The organism is Streptococcus oralis, assembly GCF_023109315.1.
Taxonomy (GTDB): Bacteria; Bacillota; Bacilli; order Lactobacillales; family Streptococcaceae; genus Streptococcus; species Streptococcus oralis_BS.
This window is the reverse complement of the sequence record NZ_JALDUF010000002.1, coordinates 371,235-389,959: the sequence shown is the minus strand read 5'-3', so window position 1 is coordinate 389,959 and position 18,725 is coordinate 371,235. Positions and strand designations below refer to the sequence as shown.

General features: G+C 39.5%; 21 protein-coding genes. 4 read left to right on the top strand and 17 right to left on the bottom strand.

What is annotated here, in order from left to right; translation table 11 throughout:
- Positions 1 to 3,440 (bottom strand): Spy0128 family protein (locus tag M1F74_RS04600; protein ID WP_247946425.1); only part of this gene is annotated, 3,440 nt, incomplete at its 3' end.
- Positions 3,441 to 4,164: 724 nt separating this feature from the next.
- Here M1F74_RS04600 and M1F74_RS04595 point away from each other — a divergent pair.
- Positions 4,165 to 4,740, top strand: a complete 576-nt coding sequence (locus M1F74_RS04595; protein WP_247946424.1) for a TetR/AcrR family transcriptional regulator — start codon at positions 4,165 to 4,167, stop codon at positions 4,738 to 4,740.
- Positions 4,741 to 4,757: 17 nt separating this feature from the next.
- Here the strand turns inward: M1F74_RS04595 and M1F74_RS04590 are convergent, their stop codons facing one another.
- Positions 4,758 to 4,976 (bottom strand): YdbC family protein, encoded by a 219-nt coding sequence (locus tag M1F74_RS04590; RefSeq protein ID WP_084920649.1) that lies wholly within the window; start codon positions 4,974 to 4,976, stop codon positions 4,758 to 4,760.
- Between the two features lie 97 nt (positions 4,977 to 5,073).
- On the opposite strand from M1F74_RS04590, the gene M1F74_RS04585 reads away from it, so the two are divergent.
- A complete protein-coding gene (locus tag M1F74_RS04585) occupies positions 5,074 to 5,394 on the top strand; it encodes a hypothetical protein (RefSeq protein ID WP_247946423.1) in 321 nt (106 codons plus the stop codon).
- A 27-nt stretch (positions 5,395 to 5,421) separates the two neighbouring features.
- On the opposite strand, the gene M1F74_RS04580 is transcribed toward M1F74_RS04585, so the two are convergent.
- From M1F74_RS04580 to rpsP, 7 genes are all read right to left on the bottom strand, one after another.
- Positions 5,422 to 5,760: an ATP cone domain-containing protein gene (locus tag M1F74_RS04580; protein WP_001196045.1), complete on the bottom strand. Its 339-nt coding sequence runs from the start codon at positions 5,758 to 5,760 to the stop codon at positions 5,422 to 5,424.
- Between the two features lie 11 nt (positions 5,761 to 5,771).
- A complete protein-coding gene (gene trmD / locus M1F74_RS04575) occupies positions 5,772 to 6,491 on the bottom strand; it encodes a tRNA (guanosine(37)-N1)-methyltransferase TrmD (RefSeq protein WP_247946422.1) in 720 nt (239 codons plus the stop codon).
- Positions 6,481 to 6,999, bottom strand: a complete 519-nt coding sequence (gene rimM, locus M1F74_RS04570) for a ribosome maturation factor RimM (RefSeq protein WP_125422536.1) — start codon at positions 6,997 to 6,999, stop codon at positions 6,481 to 6,483. The genes trmD and rimM overlap by 11 nt, the downstream gene beginning before the upstream one ends.
- A 30-nt stretch (positions 7,000 to 7,029) precedes the next feature.
- Positions 7,030 to 7,818, bottom strand: a complete 789-nt coding sequence (locus M1F74_RS04565; RefSeq protein WP_247946421.1) for an alpha/beta hydrolase — start codon at positions 7,816 to 7,818, stop codon at positions 7,030 to 7,032.
- Positions 7,819 to 7,916: 98 nt separating this feature from the next.
- On the bottom strand, positions 7,917 to 8,249 hold the full coding sequence (locus M1F74_RS04560; protein ID WP_247946420.1) for a MazG nucleotide pyrophosphohydrolase domain-containing protein: 333 nt from the start codon (positions 8,247 to 8,249) through the stop codon (positions 7,917 to 7,919).
- A 43-nt stretch (positions 8,250 to 8,292) separates the two neighbouring features.
- Entirely contained in the window at positions 8,293 to 8,532 is a 240-nt protein-coding gene (gene kphA, locus M1F74_RS04555) for an RNA-binding protein KphA (protein ID WP_000379619.1), read from the bottom strand.
- A 19-nt stretch (positions 8,533 to 8,551) separates the two neighbouring features.
- Positions 8,552 to 8,824 carry a 30S ribosomal protein S16 gene (gene rpsP, locus M1F74_RS04550; RefSeq protein WP_000268760.1) on the bottom strand — a complete coding sequence of 91 codons (273 nt, stop codon included), beginning with the start codon at positions 8,822 to 8,824 and terminating at the stop codon, positions 8,552 to 8,554.
- A 216-nt stretch (positions 8,825 to 9,040) separates the two neighbouring features.
- Here rpsP and M1F74_RS04545 point away from each other — a divergent pair, with 216 nt between their 5' ends.
- The gene (locus M1F74_RS04545; RefSeq protein ID WP_247946419.1) at positions 9,041 to 9,844 is read left to right on the top strand and encodes a peptidylprolyl isomerase; all 804 of its coding nucleotides are present in this window, start codon (positions 9,041 to 9,043) and stop codon (positions 9,842 to 9,844) included.
- A 55-nt stretch (positions 9,845 to 9,899) separates the two neighbouring features.
- Here M1F74_RS04545 and M1F74_RS04540 read toward each other — a convergent pair whose 3' ends face one another.
- The 7 genes from M1F74_RS04540 to M1F74_RS04510 form a co-directional block, all read right to left on the bottom strand.
- Positions 9,900 to 11,441 carry an ABC-F family ATP-binding cassette domain-containing protein gene (locus tag M1F74_RS04540; protein ID WP_247946418.1) on the bottom strand — a complete coding sequence of 514 codons (1,542 nt, stop codon included), beginning with the start codon at positions 11,439 to 11,441 and terminating at the stop codon, positions 9,900 to 9,902.
- 1 nt (position 11,442) lies between these two features.
- Positions 11,443 to 11,922, bottom strand: coding sequence for a VanZ family protein (locus tag M1F74_RS04535; RefSeq protein ID WP_247946417.1), 480 nt, complete (start codon positions 11,920 to 11,922; stop codon positions 11,443 to 11,445).
- A gap of 1 nt (position 11,923) precedes the next feature.
- Entirely contained in the window at positions 11,924 to 13,009 is a 1,086-nt protein-coding gene (rlmN, locus tag M1F74_RS04530) for a 23S rRNA (adenine(2503)-C(2))-methyltransferase RlmN (RefSeq protein WP_247946416.1), read from the bottom strand.
- A 20-nt stretch (positions 13,010 to 13,029) separates the two neighbouring features.
- The gene (locus M1F74_RS04525) at positions 13,030 to 13,560 is read right to left on the bottom strand and encodes a YutD family protein (RefSeq protein WP_084945947.1); all 531 of its coding nucleotides are present in this window, start codon (positions 13,558 to 13,560) and stop codon (positions 13,030 to 13,032) included.
- 154 nt (positions 13,561 to 13,714) lie between these two features.
- Entirely contained in the window at positions 13,715 to 14,320 is a 606-nt protein-coding gene (gene sodA / locus M1F74_RS04520) for a superoxide dismutase SodA (RefSeq protein WP_140833659.1), read from the bottom strand.
- A 72-nt stretch (positions 14,321 to 14,392) separates the two neighbouring features.
- A complete protein-coding gene (holA, locus tag M1F74_RS04515; protein WP_247946415.1) occupies positions 14,393 to 15,427 on the bottom strand; it encodes a DNA polymerase III subunit delta in 1,035 nt (344 codons plus the stop codon).
- Positions 15,428 to 15,459: 32 nt separating this feature from the next.
- Positions 15,460 to 16,395, bottom strand: a complete 936-nt coding sequence (locus M1F74_RS04510; protein WP_247946414.1) for a dihydroorotate oxidase — start codon at positions 16,393 to 16,395, stop codon at positions 15,460 to 15,462.
- Between the two features lie 231 nt (positions 16,396 to 16,626).
- Between M1F74_RS04510 and gdhA the strand changes: the two genes are divergently transcribed.
- Positions 16,627 to 17,973 (top strand): NADP-specific glutamate dehydrogenase, encoded by a 1,347-nt coding sequence (gdhA, locus tag M1F74_RS04505; RefSeq protein ID WP_084911417.1) that lies wholly within the window; start codon positions 16,627 to 16,629, stop codon positions 17,971 to 17,973.
- A 96-nt stretch (positions 17,974 to 18,069) separates the two neighbouring features.
- Here the strand turns inward: gdhA and M1F74_RS04500 are convergent, their stop codons facing one another.
- The gene (locus tag M1F74_RS04500) at positions 18,070 to 18,714 is read right to left on the bottom strand and encodes a TetR/AcrR family transcriptional regulator (RefSeq protein ID WP_084911418.1); all 645 of its coding nucleotides are present in this window, start codon (positions 18,712 to 18,714) and stop codon (positions 18,070 to 18,072) included.
- Positions 18,715 to 18,725: the final 11 nt, after the last annotated feature.

Here is an 18,725-nt window from a genome sequence, read left to right as displayed (position 1 = left end):
TTATCGTAAGTGATTCCTGCTTCAGAGCCCTCAACTTCTGAGATAGTGTACTTGTGAGTTCCCACTTGGCTCTCATCGTATGTGATTGGTGAGAAGGTCACTGTTCCATCAGCAGCGTTTGTAACTGTTTCAAGCTCTTTGTCGCCTTCTTTCAGAACAAAGCTGTATTTACCTGCTTCAAGGTTCTTACCTTCAAGAACTTTCTTAGCTCCAAGAGTTACACTTGTAGCTCCTGCTGGTGTGTATTTGTTTGTGAAGACTAGGTCTTTTGCTTCTTTCGAAACAGTTGCTTTCAATTCAGTTGCACTTACTTTTTCAACTTTAACTTCAACTTCTTGAACTGTCTTATCGTAAGTGATTCCTGCTTCAGAGCCAGCAACTTCTGAGATTGTGTACTTGTGAGTTCCCACTTGGCTCTCATCATATGAGATTGGTGCGAAAGTAACACTTCCGTCAGCAGCGTTTTTCACTGTTTCGACAACACTACCGTCTTCTTTCTTCAAGACAAAGCTATATTTACCTGCTTCAAGAGCTTTTCCTTCAAGAACTTTCTTAGCACCAAGAGTTGCGGTTGTAGCTCCTGCTGGTGTATAGACATTAGTAAAGGTTGTGCTGTTAGCTGTACCATCACTGCTGTAATCAACAACTGCAGTCAGTTTACCATGACCGTCATCTGTTACAGTTACTTTAGCTGTGACTGTCTTAGAATCGTAGGTGATACCATTCTCCGTTATGCCAGCTTTTACTTCCTTGATGGTGTAAGTATAAGTACCTGCTTCATCGAAGGTCAATTCATCAAACTTAACTTTTCCAGCTGCATCATTTTTCTTAGTTTCAACGTTACCAGCTTGGTCTGTCAACGTAAATTCGAACTCATTTTCTTGAGCTCCTGTCGTACGACCAGTCAACTGCTTAGTTACTTCAAGAACGGCCTTAGCATTAGTTGCTTTATAGGTATTTTTGAATGTCTGAATTCCAGCATCAGTAGCTCTATTCACTGCACCAGTAAGTGGTGGTACAAGATTAGAACTAGGTGCTGAAGAGGCCAAATTAGCTGACGGAAGTGCCACAGCAGTAATAGGATGATACAATACTGTCGCAACCAGTTTACCTTTTCCATCATCTGTTACACTTACTGTGACTGGTACTGTTCTACCATCATAAGTCACACCATCGATGGTTTGACCAGCATTCACTTCAACAACAGTAAATTCGTATTCACCCGCTTTATCGAAAGGAATATCTTTGAAGACTACGCGACCAGCTGCATCGTTCTTAGCTCTTTGAACTTCTTGACCATTTTTGTCTTTCAAGATAAATTCAAATTCTTCGTTTTGAAGAGGTGTTGGACGACCACCCGTTAATTCTTTTTTGACTTCAATATCAGCCTTAGTTGGTGAAGTACCATAGGTGTTTGTAACAGTCAAATCAGCTGTTTGATTGGCTGTATAACCATCCACATTAGTGACAAGATTGCCTTCATCATCAACTTCCATCACACTGTAAGTGTACTTCACGCCGTGATCATCTGTCGCAGGAAGGTCTGTCCATTCTACAGTTCCATCTGTTTTGGGAACTTCTTTTTGACTAACACCAACTACTTCTTCAATCGCTCCACCTTCTGGCGTACGGTACAATTTGAAGTAAACTGTTGGACGAACTGTTTCCTTACCACCAGTCCAGACTTTCTTAGCAGTCACGCTAATTTTTGCTGGTTTATAGGTATTAGTAATTTTTGTCTTATCTTCGTTGTAAGATACGACATAATCACTTGTTCCACCTGCAACTGTTTCTGTTTCAGCCAAAGGAAGATTAGTCTGGTCTTCAAGTTCGCGAACAGAATAGACTAACTCTGTAGTTCCATCAACATCATACTTAGGTAGTTGATTTTTCCACTTGTAAGTATAAACACCATTGGACTCTGTCACTTCAGGTGTATAATTTCCTGAAACAGGTTTGGAGTCCGCAACAGTTTGTCCTTTTTTATGCACATACAAACCGAGTTTGACTTCTTTATAGTCAGTTTTCTTACCACCTACCCAAGTCTTGGTTGCTTCAAAGTCAACTGTCTCACGTTTGTTGGAGATGTTGAGGGGAACACCTTTTCCATCTTTCATCTCAACTTCAAACTCTTGACTATTTACCTGATAGCCTGATTTAGGAGTTTTTTCTTTAACGATATACTTACCATTATTGAGAGCCTTTGAGACAGCTATCCCATCCGCATCTGTTGTAACGGTATCAACCAAATTATTAGTGGTTTTCTCACGGATTTCAAAGACAACGCCTGCCAACTTAACAGTTGCATCCGCTTCATCGTATTTTGTGATTTTGATCTTACCAGCAATATCAGCTGTGACTGATGCACCTACAGATTTAACCGTCTTTAAATTAAACGTTGCTTCTGTTCTGGTTCCAGTACTACCTCCGTATTTTTCCCAAATAAGTTGTGGTTGGTTATCGATCAAGTACTGCGCTGAGTTACTTATCGTTGAAGTATCTGCTGGTGAGGACGTATCATACGTTAAGAAAAAGCTCTTTGTTCCCATATTGGTCGGCATGAGCAACTCAAATCCTCGTTTCCCGTTGACAAAGGTCAACAAAGCTTTTTTGTCTGAGTTAGCCTTGTATACCTCCGGATCGGTTGTGATTTCGTATTTATCACCTAAATGTTTAAGAGCAGATGAATTCGTATTCGTCGTTTCAAATTCCGCTTCATACATATAGAAAGTACCTTCCACATAGTTAGCAAAAGCTCCCTTTGAAACGTCATCTGTAATCTTCACCACATGTCCAGTCATATCTTTCTTAGCGCGATTAATCTTCATCTGAAAATGTGCTCTCGCCTTATTGTTATCGTTATAACCGTACTTTGTAATGGTTTCTCCTATCACGTCAGTCTGTTCATATTTATTCACTTTATACGTGATGGTCTGTGTTTTACCATCTGGCAAAACGTAAGTAACCGTTTTCCCCTCTTTTTGGAGTGTTTCAGTTGCTTCTGCAACAAAGTCCCCACGGATATTTTGCTTGTCCTTCACCTTGTCATTGAAGGTAAATACCAGCCGATGGTTAGCATTATCCACTTGGACAGTCCCCATTTTGATATTTGACGTCGAATCAATCAAATCCAGACTACCATCCGTCAAACTCAAGTTATCTGGAGCCTTTACGATAAAGTAATCACCAGCCTTGATTTCATTAGCTGCCACATTGGGAAATGAGAATTCACCTGAATATTTCAATTTCATCGAAGTATCATTTGAACCATGAATTCCTTCAGTCTTGCTTCCTGTAGATGCTATAGTAATCTCCAACTTCTCGAAATGGGCTTTATTGGTAACGTCAGTTGCCGCCTGTGCTTCACCTGTCGGGAAGAACATCAGCAATAGCAAAAGAGGAAATACTAGAAAACCTAGTACTTTCTTTAGTTTATCCATAAAAAATCCTTTCTATTTGATTAAATTTAATTAATTGAGAAGTACGTCACATCTGTTCAATAGGCAACACTCCTTTCAATTGCTAGATTTACCACAAGACTCTTCCTATGGTAGCTGCGACGGTTACTTGCTATGGCTAGTAATACTGCTCAAAGTAATGATTTAATTTAATCTTTAATAGGATTTCTTACTCACTTATGAATGAAAACTCGCAAAATATCATTCATCTTATTATATCATAACCTCAAGTATTATATTAATTTTTTATGAATATTCCTTAAAGAAAAAATTTACAGTTTGTCTACTTTCATCATGGCATACATAATGAGTTCATATTGGTAATTAAAGTATTTGGATTATAAAAGTTCTCAAACATTATAAATTTCAAGGTATATTATCATTTTCTAAAATACGATCTAGAATAGGCTCATGGAGGATGGATAGTTTTAAATTATATATTATGCAATACACACTTTGTTCTTTATACATCATTTTAAAGTTTTTATTACATTATTTTTCCTCTTATAGTTTAGCAAAATAGACACTTTTTATATCATTCATTAGGAGAATTGTTGATTCTATGTTATAATTTATTTAGTAATATAAACAATATTAAGATATTTTATCGCTGTAATTCTTTACAAACAGTTTCTTTTAAGTTGTCAATTTTATCTAATATTTTAATTGATACCTATTCACAATTTATTTCATAGAAAGGACACTTATGACTAAAGATACTCGAAATTCTATCATTTCTGCTTTTATATCACTGGCTAAACAAAATCCTCAACGTAGTTCCTTCACAATGAGTGAAATTGCTAGACAAGCGGGTATTTCAAGACAAGCGATTTATCAAAAACATTTTCATAACTATGATGATATTATCAAATATATTCATGAACGGGCCGATCAACAAATTTTCCAGATATTTAATAATTATTGTTCGAGAAGGGATGGAAATCCGATTGAGTGTTTTGCGAATTTTGCAATTCCTTTGATCTATGAAAATAGGAATATCATTCGAACACTTTTTGTAACTCAAGCAGATCCTGGTTGGAAGGAGTTCCTAAGAGATACTTATTCAAAATGGATTCTAAAGAATGTCCACTACAACAAGGAATTCGACTTTAGTGAAGATGACATGACCTATGTCATCGCAAACATGATTATCACTTTTATTGAAGCTTGGATACGAAAAGAGAACCCTACTCCACCAGAAAAGTTTAAAAAAACATTTCTCCTATTAACAACAATATCTCTTCGAGACTATATGATTTTACAAGAAAAGGATAGTGAGTAAAATTCACTATCCTTTTCTCATTTTCCACCTTTAAAGGCATCCACCATTACCTGAAATTCTTCATTTGTAAGAGTAATTCCCTTGCCCATTTTAGTATGATCTGGACTCCAAGCGCGAATGTCAAACTTTGCTGGTGCTCCATTAAAGCTGACACGGTTGATTTCCTTGGTCCATCCTTTTTCATTTTCGGACAAGGTTAGCAAGTGTTCTTCGATTTCAAATGTAAATTCTGCCATTTTGTTCTCCTTTTTAGTTTTCATTAGATTATTCGAAAAATCTTGTGGTTTTTAAGAAAATTTTATATAATGTGGATATATAAGAAGGGAGGATTCTATGAGACAGGCATTCCAACTAGTTCTAGATAAACTACATAGTTTTCTCAATGGGAATGATGATCATCCTCAAATCGAGGACAACTCCCTTACTGCTTTGATTGAACAAGCCATCCAGAAAAAGACGGCTGTTCATGTGATACTTGCTGAGACAAGTTTTACAGGTGATATTCTCAAACACGATGCTAATCGCCAACAAATTATCGTCAAAAATTTTACAAAAAATGTGACACGAATCATTCGTATCAGTGATATTAAAAGACTACGCTTTGTCCCATCTACTGTTCAGAGAGCTCAGAAAAGTCTATTTAAGAAAGAGTGAGATGTTCTTTGCATCCCACTCTTTTTCTTAACGGATTTGTTCAAAATGAAGATGAACGGCGATATGGTCACCATAACCACTTCTCTCCAAATCGCGTTGCAAGCGATAAGAGATATAGTGTTCTGCAATGGTAATGTAGCCAGCTCCAAGTAAGCGGTGCTCAACCATTGATTGGATCATGCTGATAGTCGCACGTTCCACTTTTGCTTCTTCCAAGTCCAAAACGACTTTTTTAGTAACTTGTGCAAGGTTTTGACGCAAATCATCTGTCAAAACATAAACGGTTTGAGCTGCTTTTAGGACAGCTTGGTAAATTTTATCTGGATCAAATTCAGCAATTTCTCCATTACGTTTGATTACTTGCATAAGGTTCTCCTTTATTCTTTGTTTTCTTTAATTTTAGTCAGCATCTTTTCTTCTTCGGCTGTTAGTTGATAGTTATCTAGCAGGTCGGGTCTACGCTCATAGGTTTTCTTTAGGCTCTCATACAGTCGCCACTGACGAATCTTTTCATGGTGTCCACTCATGAGCACATCTGGTACCACCATGCCTCGATAGTCATAAGGGCGTGTGTATTGAGGATATTCGAGAAGACCTGAAGAGAAGCTATCATCCTGGTGACTAGACTCCTTGCCAATTACTTCTGGTATCAGGCGAACGGTCGCATCGATCATGGTCATGGCTGCCAGCTCACCACCAGTCAAAACATAGTCTCCTAGAGAAATTTCATCGGTTACTAAGGTCTTGATGCGCTCGTCATACCCTTCGTAGTGACCACAGATAAAGATTAGCTCTTCCTCTTGGGCCAAATCCTCAGCGTAAGCCTGATCGAACTGTTTCCCAGCAGGATCAAGGAGGATGACACGGGGATTTTTCTTTTCAATAGCATCAAAAGCATCGAAAATAGGTTGGGCTCGGAGTAACATCCCTTGACCGCCTCCGTAGGGCTCATCATCAACATGACGAGCTTTTTCAGCGTATTCTCTGAAATTATGATACTGGATATCCAAGATACCTTTTTCTCGAGCTTTTCCAACGATCGAGTGTTCCAATGGAGAAAACATCTCAGGAAAGAGGGTTAAAATATCAATCTTCATCGTCTAACCCTTCTAAGATATCCACATCAACCCGCTTGTTTGGAATATCAACATTGAGAACTACTGGCGGAATGTAAGGTAAAAGCAGATCACGCTTGCCTTTTCGCTTGACCACCCAGACATCGTTGGCACCTGGTTGCAGGATTTCCTTGATAGTTCCAATCAAGTTATCACCCTCGTAAACATCCAAACCGATAATCTCGTGATAATAGAACTCCCCATCGTCCAAGTCGTTCAAATCCTCCTCAGCGACCTTGAGACTATAACCCTTGTACTTTTCAATCGCATTGATATGATACATGTCTTTGAATTTGATAATGTCAAAGTTCTTATGCTTACGGTGGCTAGCGATGGTCACTGTTTGGACAAACTGATCTTTTTCATCAAATAAAGCCAGCTCTGCCCCTTTTTTAAACCGTTCCTCAGCAAAATCCGTCACAGACAAGACGCGCATCTCACCTTGTAGACCCTGCGTATTGACGATTTTTCCAACATTAAAGTAGTTCATCTTGTCTCCTGTACTCTCCTTCTTTCCATCTTATTCTGACAATTCTCGAATGATGGCTGCAATTTTTTCTGATTCTGACCATTGTAAATAATGGTGATTCCCTCCTAAAATGAGCTTAGTATTGGAAGTCCAATACTCTGATTCTCTGTACTCTTTTTCTCTATAAGCCTGACAAAAAATAAAAACGGGAATATGAGCTTCTATAGATACATTCTTAAAATCTTTCTCAGTAATCTCACAATATATATGAAATTCTGGAACTTGTCTTTCCAACTCTGAATCTTTTTCTTGCACTAAATCCCAGATTTCTTCATTAGTTTCAGAGCTAAATGCTGCTTGAGTTATGTTCTTAAAATAAACTTCGGGGCCACACTCTTCAATCAGTCTCATCTGCTCTTCCATTTCTGGATAAGGATTTTCTGAAAAATCAGAAAACATTACTTTTTTAGTTGTTGGTTCAATTGCTACTAAAGCCTGACACTTAATTGATTTGCTCATCAATTTGAAAACCAAAATTCCACTCAAACTATGTACACAAAGTATATATTCAGAAATTGCCAATTCTTCAAGTACTTCATAAACCGCGTCTACAAGATTGTCCAGATTTTTTCCAGATTGGTCATGAATCGGACTCCTACCTGTGTTTGGAAAATCAATTGTCAAATAACCAATTGTTGAAGGAAGTTTTTCAAGTATAAGTGAAAAATTTTCATAACTTGGTAGCAAACCTGCGCCATTTAAACAAACAAGCACTTTCTTTTTCTTTTTATAAGTAACAAAGAGACTGCCAATTTTTGTAGTTACTTCAAACCGTTTCATAAAGAAATCCACTCATTCTATAACAATGATTTATTAAAAACCCTTATCCTTTATTCTATCACGTTCCAGGGATTTTCACAAGTTGAAGAAAGAGGACATCAACTCTCCTTCCCATTCAAAAATCCTTCCAAATCTCTTTCATGTTGATACTTAATGGCAGCCTTCTTATCTTTGTCAAAGATGGTTTTGGTTAGGTCTATGTCATTAATAGCTGCAATTGCGACGGTGTAATGAATGATATCAGCCAGTTCTTTGGCTAGTTCCTCATTTGAGTCCTGGACACCCTCTTTTCGACCAGAGCGCCCATTCAAGACCTCTGCTACTTCTCCGACTTCCTCCACTAGCTTGATAAAGAGGCCTTCCTCAGTTCGAGATTGCTGGTAATGTTCGAGTAAATAATCTTGTAATTGTCTAAACGTTAAATCTTTCATCTTCTGCTTTCCACAAAAAAGCGAGACATCTGTCCCGCTTTTTTTATTTTTCATTGATAACGATTCTTACTTTTTTGTCTTCAGTTGGGACAGAGTAGACAATCGTTCTTATCGCTGAGATAGTGCGACCCTTACGACCGATAACACGACCGACATCGCTTTGGTCAAGATCCAAGTGATACTCCAAAAACTCTGGTGTGTCTTCAATCTTGATAGTTAAGGCATCAGGTTGTGAAATCAAAGGTTTCACAATCGCAATAATGAGATTTTCAATCGTATCCATCTGTCAACCTACTTTAAACTTATTTTGAGAATTTAGAATCGTGGAATTTTTTCAATACGCCTTCTTTTGAAAGGATGTTGCGAACTGTATCTGAAGGTTGAGCTCCATCAGCCAACCATGCAAGAACGCGGTCTTCTTTCAAAGTTACTTGGTTTTCAGCAACAAGTGGGTTGTAAGTTCCAACTGTTTCGATGAAACGTCCGTCACGTGGTGAACGTGAGTCTGCTACGTTGATACGGTAGAAAGGTTTTTTCTTAGAACCCATACGAGTCAAACGGATTTTAACTGCCATTTTTTAATGTCTCTTTTCTTATTTTTTATTTCGGTGAAATAGCTGAGCTATTTAGCACATGTTCTATTATAGCAGATTTCTGACAGGTGTCAAGAAAAAAACTTGACAGAGTTTTAATTTTTTCAGCTACTAGAAACTTTTAGTAAAATCTTTTACATTTGAAATCCACTTCCTTTTAAGGTACAATGATAGAAATGAATTTTTGAGAGGTTAACAATGAAAAAACTAGCAACCCTTCTTTTACTATCAACTGTTGCCCTAGCTGGATGTAGCAGTATCCAACGTAGTCTGCGTGGCGATGACTATGTCGACTCCAGTATCTCAGCTGAAGAAAGTTCTAAAACAGCTGCTCAGGCTGCCAAAGATTTGAATGACGCATTGACCAATGACAATGCCAACTTCCCTCAACTTTCTAAGGAAGTTGCTGAAGACGAAGCTGAGGTCATTTTACACACAAATCAAGGCGATATCCGTATCAAACTCTTTCCAAAAATAGCACCTCTTGCGGTTGAAAACTTCCTTACTCACGCTAAAGAAGGCTACTATAACGGCATCACCTTCCACCGTGTCATCGATGGCTTTATGGTCCAAACTGGAGATCCTAAGGGAGATGGTACAGGGGGTCAATCTATCTGGCATGATAAGGATAAAACGAAGGACAAGGGAACTGGTTTCAAAAATGAAATTTCTCCTTACCTATACAATATCCGCGGAGCCCTTGCTATGGCTAACACTGGTCAGCCAAACACCAACGGTAGCCAGTTCTTCATCAACCAAAACTCTACAGATACCTCTGCTAAACTCCCTACAAGTAAGTATCCAAAGAAGATCATCGAAGCCTATAAAGAGGGTGGAAATCCTAGTCTAGATGGTAAACACCCAGTCTTTGGCCAAGTCATCGAGGGCATGGATGTTGTTGACAAGATTGCTAAGGCTGAAAAAGATGAAAAAGACAAACCAACTACTGCTATCACTATCGATAGTATCGAAGTGATAAAAGATTACGATTTTAAATCCTAAATAACCTAAAAAATACAGTATCCGCATTCGATACTGTATTTCTTTTTTCTCATTTTTAAGTTAGCTTGTTAAAGTCCCAGATTTGGTCCATCCAGCCCTCATAAAAGTCTGGTTCGTGGCAAACCATAAGGATGCTTCCTTTGTATTCTTTAAGCGCGCGCTTGAGTTCTTTCTTGGCATCTACATCCAAGTGGTTGGTCGGCTCGTCTAGGACTAAAACGTTGTTTTCACGGTTCATCAAGAGACAGAAACGCACCTTGGCTTGTTCCCCACCTGACAAGACCTGAATCTGACTTTCAATGTGCTTGGTCGTCAAACCACAGCGGGCAAGGGCTGCACGAACTTCTGCTTGATTAAGGGCAGGAAAGGCATTCCAGACAGCTTCAAGAGGTGTTTGACGATTGCCACCTTCTACTTCTTGCTCAAAATAACCAAGTTCTAGGTAATCTCCACGTTCGACTTCTCCAGCGATCGGTGGAATAATGCCTAAGAGATTCTTCAAGAGAGTTGTTTTCCCGATACCATTGGCCCCAATAATGGCAACCTTTTGATTGCGTTCAAAAGTAAGGTTTAAAGGCTTGGTCAGAGGACGATCATAACCAATCTGCAAGTCCTTGGCTTGGAAGATAAAGCGCCCTGGCGTACGAGCTGGTTTAAAATCAAAGGACGGCTTTGGTTTCTCGCTTTGGAGTTCGATAATATCCATCTTGTCGAGTTTCTTTTGACGGGACATGGCCATATTACGCGTTGCAACACGCGCTTTGTTTCGAGCCACGAAATCCTTGAGGTCTGCAATCTCTTTCTGTTGACGTTCATAGGCTGCTTCCAGCTGAGATTTTTTCATAGCATAGACTTCTTGGAACTGGTAGTAGTCACCAGAGTAACGCGTCAGCTGTTGATTTTCAACATGATAGACGATATTGATTACGTCGTTTAGGAAAGGAATATCGTGCGAAATAAGGACAAAGGCATTCTCATAGTTTTGGAGATAACGCTTGAGCCAGTCAATGTGTTCAGCATCCAAGTAGTTGGTTGGCTCGTCCAGTAACAAGATATCTGGTTTTTCAAGGAGGAGTTTGGCCAAGAGGACCTTGGTTCTTTGACCGCCTGATAAGGCAGTTACATCCGTATCCATACCAAAGTCCATGACACCGAGAGCACGCGCCACTTCATCAATCTTAGCATCCAAAGTATAGAAGTCACGACTCTCCAAACGATCTTGGAGCTCACCAACTTCTTCCATTAGCGCATCAATATCAGCACCCTCTTCTGACATTTCCATATAGAGGTCATTGATACGAGCTTCTGCTTTAAAAAGCTCATCAAAGGCTGTCCGCAAGACATCACGCACAGTTTGACCTTCCTTTAGCACAGCATGCTGATCCAGATAGCCAGCAGTCACATACTTAGACCACTCCACCTTTCCTTCGTCAGGTAACATCTTACCAGTCACGATGCTCATAAAGGTTGATTTCCCTTCACCATTGGCACCGACTAGACCGATATGTTCTCCCTTGAGGAGACGGAAGGACACATCTTCAAAAATTGCACGGTCACCAAAACCGTGACTTAAATTTTTAACTTCTAAAATACTCATTCTAATTCCTTATCTTGTTTTTATGCAGTCCTTTATAGAGGAACCAAGCCAGATAGCCTCCCAAGGTATTGGTCCACAAATCATCAATCTCAAAGACGCGATTAAAATCAAAGAAAAAGTCTAAGACCAGTTGCGTACACTCAATTCCTAGACTCAGTAGAAAACTGAGAAGGAGGATTTTTTTGGTTTGCCGCAAGTTTGGACAGAGATAGACCAGTTGAAAGACCAGAGGGAAAAGCAAGAAGACATTTAAAATATTCTGCAAAAAGATCCAAATGACTTGTCCCAAACTGGTCACTTCACCTAGATTCCAAAGGGAGTTTAAGGGAGTTAAAAGAAAAACCAGGCGTCCAAAAGTTTGAATACCTGGAGTTTCCACTCCTGTAGGAAGTTGAGGCTGGGGAGTAAAACAAAAACAGACAATGCATAGGCTGTAAACAGCCACTCCCAATCTTAAGATTAATTCTCTTTTTTTAGTCATTTTATGGATTTACCGCTGCGACTGCCTTCTGGCGGTCACGTTTCATTGTATTGGAACGTAATTGTCCACAAGCTGCATCAATATCTGTACCATGCTCTTGACGGACAACACAGTTAACCCCTTTTTTCTTGAGGGTATCGTAGAAGGCCATCACGCGCTCTTTAGGACTACGGCTATATTGGTCATGTTCACTAACTGGGTTATAGGGAATCAAGTTTACATAAGACAATTTCTTGATATTTTTGAGCAATTCCGCTAATTCCAAGGCTTGTTCTACTCCGTCGTTGACTTCATTGAGCATGATGTATTCAAAGGTCACACGACGATTTGTTGTTTCGATATAATACTCAATAGCTGCAAAGAGCTTTTCAATCGGAAAGGCACGGTTAATCTTCATGATGCTTGAGCGCAATTCATTATTGGGTGCGTGAAGGGAAACAGCGAGATTGACCTGTACGCCTTCATTAGCAAAGTCACGAATTTTATGGGCCAAACCTGAGGTTGAAACCGTAATGTGACGAGCACCGATTGCCATCCCCTTGTCATCATTGATGGTACGGACAAAATTCAAAACATTGTTGTAGTTATCAAATGGTTCACCAATTCCCATGACAACGATATGACTGACACGTTCATCCTGACCACGCTCATCAAAGTATTTCTGAACCAGCATAATCTGCGCTACAATTTCACCGTTATTAAGGTCACGTTGTTTCTTAATCAAGCCTGACGCACAGAAGGTACAACCAATATTACAGCCAACCTGAGTGGTCACACAGACTGACAAACCGTAGTGTTGACGCATAAGTACTGTCTCAATCAACATGCCATCTGGCAACTCAAAAAGATACTTAACGGTACCATCAGCAGACTCTTGTACGATCCGTTGTTTCAATGGATTGACCACAAACTGGTCATTGAGCTTAGCAATCAAATCTTTAGAAAGGTTGGTCATTTCTTCAAATGACTGGATACGTTTACGGTAGAGCCATTCCCAGATTTGATCTGCTCGGAATTTCTTTTCTCCTTGTTCTAATACCCATTCTTGCATGGTTTGACGTGTTAAACTATAAATAGACGGTTTCATCTCTTCTCCTTATTCTCTATCTATTTCTGACGAATGACAAAATGGCGCTGTCCCTTGTCCTCTTTCTGAGACTTTTGGTCCTTATGACGACGTCTATTTCGCTTATCCGCATTTGGTCTTCTCTTGTTTTGCGAAGGTTTCTTTCCTTTTCTAGAAAGGTTTTCCTCCTCTTTTTTACGCATTTTCTTGTCAAATGAAGCCCGCTTCGGTGCTTGGTTTTCTAGGACAAAATAAGCACAACCATAACTACAGTACTCTAAAAGATAATCCTGTAAACGACTAATCTTTTCATTTTTTTCCTCTGTTCGGTCGTCTTTATAAAAGCCACGTAGACGGAGCTGTTCATTGCTCCAGTCCCCCACGACATAATCAAACTTGGTCAACACTTCTGAGAAGCGTTGATTAAAGACTGTCACATCGAAAGCATCCTTGATATTTTCAACCAAGGTAAAAGCGATTCCTTCAGTCTCAACCTTTTCCCCATTTACTTGAAATTCTGGGCCAGGAAACTTGTTATAGTTGTATAATTCAGGTGCAATTTCTTTACGCATAGTCTTCCTTTTCCACGATTACTTAACACTCTATTTTACCATAATTTCTAGCAGTTAGCACGTTTCTCATAAAAATGAAAAAAGTCTGACGATTTTGTCAGACTTCTGCCATATAAACCAAAAAAGAGAAGATTGACTCTTCCCTTCCTATTTTTTATTTAGCTGCTGCGTAAAGCTCGTCTACCTTGTTCCAGTTGATCACTGAGAAGAAAGCTTTGATGTAGTCAGGACGCACATTGCGGTATTTCACGTAGTAAGCATGTTCCCAAACGTCCAAGCCCAAGATTGGTTTTTTACCTTCTGAGATTGGAGTGTCTTGGTTTGCTGTTGAAGTTACTTCAAGCTTCCCTTCTTTGTTGACAACCAACCATGCCCATCCAGAACCGAAGCGAGTTGTAGCTGCTGCTGTAAATGCTGCTTGGAACTCTTCAAATGAACCAAATGTTGCATCGATTGCTGCTGCAAGTTCTGCTGATGGAGCAGTTTTCTCAGGAGTCATTAATTCCCAGAAAAGAGCGTGGTTCAAGTGTCCGCCACCATTATTGATAAGTGCTTGACGGATATCAGCTGGAATAGATTCTACATCAGCAAGCAAAGCTTCAAGGTTTTCACCGATTTCAGGGTGTTTTTCAAGAGCAGCATTCGCATTGTTGACGTAGGTTTGATGGTGCTTGTCATGGTGCAAGTGCATTGTTTCAGCATCGATGTATGGTTCCAAGGCGTCATACGCGTATGGAAGGTCTGGTAAGATAATAGCCATCTGTAATACCTCTTTTTCTTTCTATATGAAGATGATAACGCAATCATCCTTTTTTTTCAAGTTTTATGCTCATTACGCTTGGCTAGATATCTGTAACAGCGCTCTCTCAAAAAGGTAGCCTTTTTCATAGACCCCTGTTTTAATCTGATAGTCTGCTTCAATTAAATAAGAAATTGCTTGTTTGAGAAAGGCCAAGGAAATCCCTCTCGAATCTCTCAGTGCAAACTTGATTTGATAAGGATTAGGATTGCGCCCCAAGTAAGTTCCCAGACTGCTTGCAATCTGCGATTCCATCTGACCAGTCTCTGATAAAATCTTCACTTGAGTAAAGGTTCGAAACTGTCCTAACATGACAGCTATGAGCTTGATTTCGTCCTCCCCTTGCAAGGTCAAATCTCTAACCAAGTCACGCGCCTGGTCAATCTTTTTACCCAAGATAAACTGAGTCAAATCAAAAATATTGTCTTGCAAAGTCTTTGGAATAGCTTCGACAATATCCTTCTCCTCAATCAGGCCATCTGACTTATAAGACTGTAAAAAAAGGAGATTTTTTTGGATTTCGCTAAATTGAAAACCAGACTTGACGAGGAGATTTTCAAAGGATTGCCCCACAAACTGCAGACCTTGTGTCTGACTCCATTTTTGGAAATACTGGCGGAGTTCTTGTTCCTTAGGTTCAATAGCATCAAAGACAGTCGCATCTCGTTTGAGCAATTTGACCAGCCGTCTTTTACTATCTAACTTTCCTTCTGCAAAAATCAACAACTTTGTTGTTGGCGAAGGGTTATCAAGGTATGCCTCAAATGACTTGAGCTCATCATCTGTTAAAAAACGTTTCTTGGCTGTTGTGATATCGACAAAATGGTCTAATATCACGATTTTCTCATCCGCAAAGAAAGGGAGACTGACCAACTCCAACTCTAAGTCTTTATAGGCTACTTCTTTCATATCAAAGTAAGCAAAATTGAGATCAGCTGGATCATAACCAATCTGCTTCAACACTTGACTCTTCATAACTTCAAACTGGCCCTGATCTGTCCCTGTAAATAGATTCAGGCTAGATAAATTTGATAGAGATACCTTTTGACTCTCTTCTATGGCTAGCATCTTCTCTCCTTTCTTCTGATTTTTTATTAAACTTAATCAATATAGCGCAATTTCCCACGGAAATCTTCTAGGTTCTCATAACCTTTTTCTTCCATGATTTCTTTTAGTTCATTGGTAATGCGTTCAAAAGCACCGACGCCTTCTTTGTGAAGGGTAGTCCCTACTTGCACCATACTCGCACCGCAGAGGATGTGTTCAAAGGCATCACGACCCGTTAGAACACCACCCGTTCCGATGATTTGGATTTGCGGATTGAGACGTTGGTAAAAAGCGTGCACATTGGCTAGAGCAGTCGGTTTGATATACTCTCCACCAATGCCACCAAAACCATTCTTAGGCCGAATAACGACAGATTCGTCTTCTATATAAAGGCCGTTTCCGATAGAGTTAACACAGTTAACAAACTTGAGCGGATATTTGTTGAAAATAGCAGCTGCTTGGTCAAAGTGAACAATATCAAAATATGGTGGCAATTTAATCCCAAGAGGTTTGGTAAAGTAGGTAAAGACTTCTGCCAAAATCCGGTCTGTTGTCTCAAAATCATAGGCAATCTGAGGTTTTCCTGGAACATTTGGACAAGAAAGATTAAGCTCTGTCAGTCCTTTGAATCCACTCTCTTGCACTTTTTTCAAGATGGTATGCGTTTCTTCTGGAGACATGCCGACTAAAGATAGAAAGAAAGTACGGTTTGGCTCTTTTTCCTGCAAGTCCAAAAGATAGTCCAAATAATAGTCTAAACCATTATTTGGTAAGCCCATGGAGTTGATAGAACCAAGTGGAACATCCTGATAACGTGGTTCAGGATTGCCCTGACGAAAGTCCAAGGTCGCTGTCTTCGTGACAAAAGTACCCGCCGCTGAGTTTTTGACTCCTTCAAGCTCTTCTATCGTCATACAAGCCACACCCGCCGCATTCATCAAGCAATTGTCAAACGCAAAGCCAGCTATTTGTGTTTTCGTTGATACCATGATTCTGATCCTCCAGATTCCTTTTATTTCTAATATTATACCATACTTTAAGATTTTCTCTTTGAGAAAGTTATTTCTAGAGAAAACGTTCGTTTTTTGATAATGCTCTTAGTATTGACTAAATGTAAATTGAAAGAATTTTTAGAAAATTTTCGTTTTTTTCTTTACAGTGAAAAAAAATTCTGCTATAATGGCTCATGTAATAAAATATGACAACAAAAGGAGAACGATATGACATCTGCTAAAGACTATATCCAAAGCGTGTTTGAAACTGTAAAAGCTCGTAACGGGCATGAGGCTGAATTTCTCCAGGCGGTTGAAGAATTCTTCAGCACTTTGGAACCTGTATTTGAAAAACACCCTGAGTATATTGAAGAAAACATCTTGGCACGTATCACCGAGCCTGAGCGCGTGATTTCTTTCCGTGTTCCTTGGGTTGACCGTGAAGGTAAAGTACAAGTCAACCGTGGTTACCGTGTTCAATTCAACTCAGCTGTTGGACCATATAAAGGCGGACTTCGTTTCCACCCAACTGTAAACCAAGGGATCTTGAAATTCCTCGGATTTGAGCAAATCTTTAAAAACGTCTTAACTGGACTTCCAATCGGTGGAGGTAAAGGGGGATCAGACTTCGATCCTAAAGGAAAGACTGATGCTGAAGTGATGCGCTTCTGCCAAAGCTTCATGACTGAATTGCAAAAATACATCGGACCATCACTTGACGTCCCAGCTGGCGATATCGGTGTTGGTGGACGTGAAATTGGTTACCTTTACGGACAATACAAACGTCTTAACCAATTTGATGCGGGTGTCTTGACTGGTAAACCTCTTGGATTCGGTGGTAGCTTGATTCGTCCAGAAGCAACTGGTTACGGTTTGGTTTACTATACTGAAGAAATGCTCAAAGCCAACGGTAACAGCTTTGCTGGTAAGAAGGTTGTGATTTCAGGTTCTGGTAACGTAGCCCAATACGCTCTTCAAAAAGCGACTGAACTTGGCGCTACTGTTATCTCTGTATCTGACTCAAACGGTTATGTCATAGACGAAAATGGTATTGACTTCGATCTTCTAGCAGATGTGAAGAATAACCGTCGTGCACGTTTGACTGAGTACGCTGCCGAAAAAGCCACTGCTACTTACCATGAAGGGTCTGTATGGACTTATGCTGGAAACTACGACATCGCTCTTCCATGTGCGACCCAAAACGAAATCAACGGCGAAGCAGCTAAACGTTTGGTTGCTCAAGGTGTTATCTGCGTATCAGAAGGTGCCAACATGCCGAGTGACCTTGATGCGATTAAAGTCTACAAAGAAAACGGAATCCTTTACGGACCTGCCAAAGCTGCCAACGCTGGTGGTGTAGCTGTATCTGCACTTGAAATGAGCCAAAACAGCCTTCGCCTCTCATGGACACGTGAAGAAGTTGACGGCCGTCTCAAAGACATCATGACCAATATCTTCAGCACAGCTAAAACAACCGCTGAAACATACGGTCTTGGTACTGATTACCTTGCAGGAGCTAACATTGCTGCCTTTGAAAATGTAGCAAACGCTATGATTGCACAAGGTATTGTTTAAAATTCATTTGCTCAATCCTCAATCGTTATGATTGGGGATTTTTATGTTGGCTTCAAAAAAGCTCACCATTTAAAATAGTAAGCTTAAAATCAAGATTTATTTTACCTCTACTAAGGCAAAAGACAGGCATTCAACTATTTCATTTACTGCTTCATCTATGTCTAGGTCCTCATTATTATTCAACATCATTGGAAGAGCATAAGAAAGACTCAAAGCTAAAATATAGCGAACAATTCTTTCATTTGACCAATCTCGGATAACACCATTTTCTTTAAACTGATTCAGAACTGGACTAATTGGCTTAATGATAGAGTGAATAATAACATTCCCTAACTGGTCAGAAATAGTTTTATCAATAAAAGAACGACTCAAGAGAATTTTAACTTGCATTTGATTCTTCTGAATGAAAACTAGTCTATCTCGAACAATGCTTCTCAAAAATAGTGGAAAAGACTCTTGGTTTGCTGTAAATTTCTTCTCAGAAAAATCAGCAATTACATCTGGAATAACTTGTTCGAGAAAAGTTGACAGAATAGCTTCTAATATTCCTTCCTTGGTTTTAAAGTAACTAAAAACTGTCCCCTCTGAAACTCCAGCCTCCTTAGCAATAAGGCTGGCTGTTGTATTTTCAAAGCCAATTTCTGAAAATAGCTTTAGACTTGATAATAATACTTGACGTTGTTTTAAACTCAAGTTGCTATTTTCTAATGTCTGAGCATACTTTTGTTCTAAACTTTCCATTGCTGGCACCT

Coding starts and splice junctions, on each gene's coding strand:
- rlmN (WP_247946416.1), bottom strand. CDS start 13,009: ATGAAACCGTCTATTTATAGTTTAACACGTCAAACCATGCAAGAATGG.
- sodA (WP_140833659.1), bottom strand. CDS start 14,320: ATGGCTATTATCTTACCAGACCTTCCATACGCGTATGACGCCTTGGAA.
- M1F74_RS04560 (WP_247946420.1), bottom strand. CDS start 8,249: ATGAAAGATTTAACGTTTAGACAATTACAAGATTATTTACTCGAACAT.
- rpsP (WP_000268760.1), bottom strand. CDS start 8,824: ATGGCAGTTAAAATCCGTTTGACTCGTATGGGTTCTAAGAAAAAACCT.
- M1F74_RS04580 (WP_001196045.1), bottom strand. CDS start 5,760: ATGCAAGTAATCAAACGTAATGGAGAAATTGCTGAATTTGATCCAGAT.
- M1F74_RS04500 (WP_084911418.1), bottom strand. CDS start 18,714: ATGGAAAGTTTAGAACAAAAGTATGCTCAGACATTAGAAAATAGCAAC.
- holA (WP_247946415.1), bottom strand. CDS start 15,427: ATGCTAGCCATAGAAGAGAGTCAAAAGGTATCTCTATCAAATTTATCT.
- kphA (WP_000379619.1), bottom strand. CDS start 8,532: ATGGATACGATTGAAAATCTCATTATTGCGATTGTGAAACCTTTGATT.
- M1F74_RS04595 (WP_247946424.1), top strand. CDS start 4,165: ATGACTAAAGATACTCGAAATTCTATCATTTCTGCTTTTATATCACTG.
- trmD (WP_247946422.1), bottom strand. CDS start 6,491: ATGAAGATTGATATTTTAACCCTCTTTCCTGAGATGTTTTCTCCATTG.
- M1F74_RS04565 (WP_247946421.1), bottom strand. CDS start 7,818: ATGAAACGGTTTGAAGTAACTACAAAAATTGGCAGTCTCTTTGTTACT.
- gdhA (WP_084911417.1), top strand. CDS start 16,627: ATGACATCTGCTAAAGACTATATCCAAAGCGTGTTTGAAACTGTAAAA.
- M1F74_RS04545 (WP_247946419.1), top strand. CDS start 9,041: ATGAAAAAACTAGCAACCCTTCTTTTACTATCAACTGTTGCCCTAGCT.
- M1F74_RS04590 (WP_084920649.1), bottom strand. CDS start 4,976: ATGGCAGAATTTACATTTGAAATCGAAGAACACTTGCTAACCTTGTCC.
- M1F74_RS04525 (WP_084945947.1), bottom strand. CDS start 13,560: ATGCGTAAAGAAATTGCACCTGAATTATACAACTATAACAAGTTTCCT.
- M1F74_RS04535 (WP_247946417.1), bottom strand. CDS start 11,922: ATGACTAAAAAAAGAGAATTAATCTTAAGATTGGGAGTGGCTGTTTAC.
- rimM (WP_125422536.1), bottom strand. CDS start 6,999: ATGAACTACTTTAATGTTGGAAAAATCGTCAATACGCAGGGTCTACAA.
- M1F74_RS04510 (WP_247946414.1), bottom strand. CDS start 16,395: ATGGTATCAACGAAAACACAAATAGCTGGCTTTGCGTTTGACAATTGC.
- M1F74_RS04540 (WP_247946418.1), bottom strand. CDS start 11,441: ATGAGTATTTTAGAAGTTAAAAATTTAAGTCACGGTTTTGGTGACCGT.
- M1F74_RS04585 (WP_247946423.1), top strand. CDS start 5,074: ATGAGACAGGCATTCCAACTAGTTCTAGATAAACTACATAGTTTTCTC.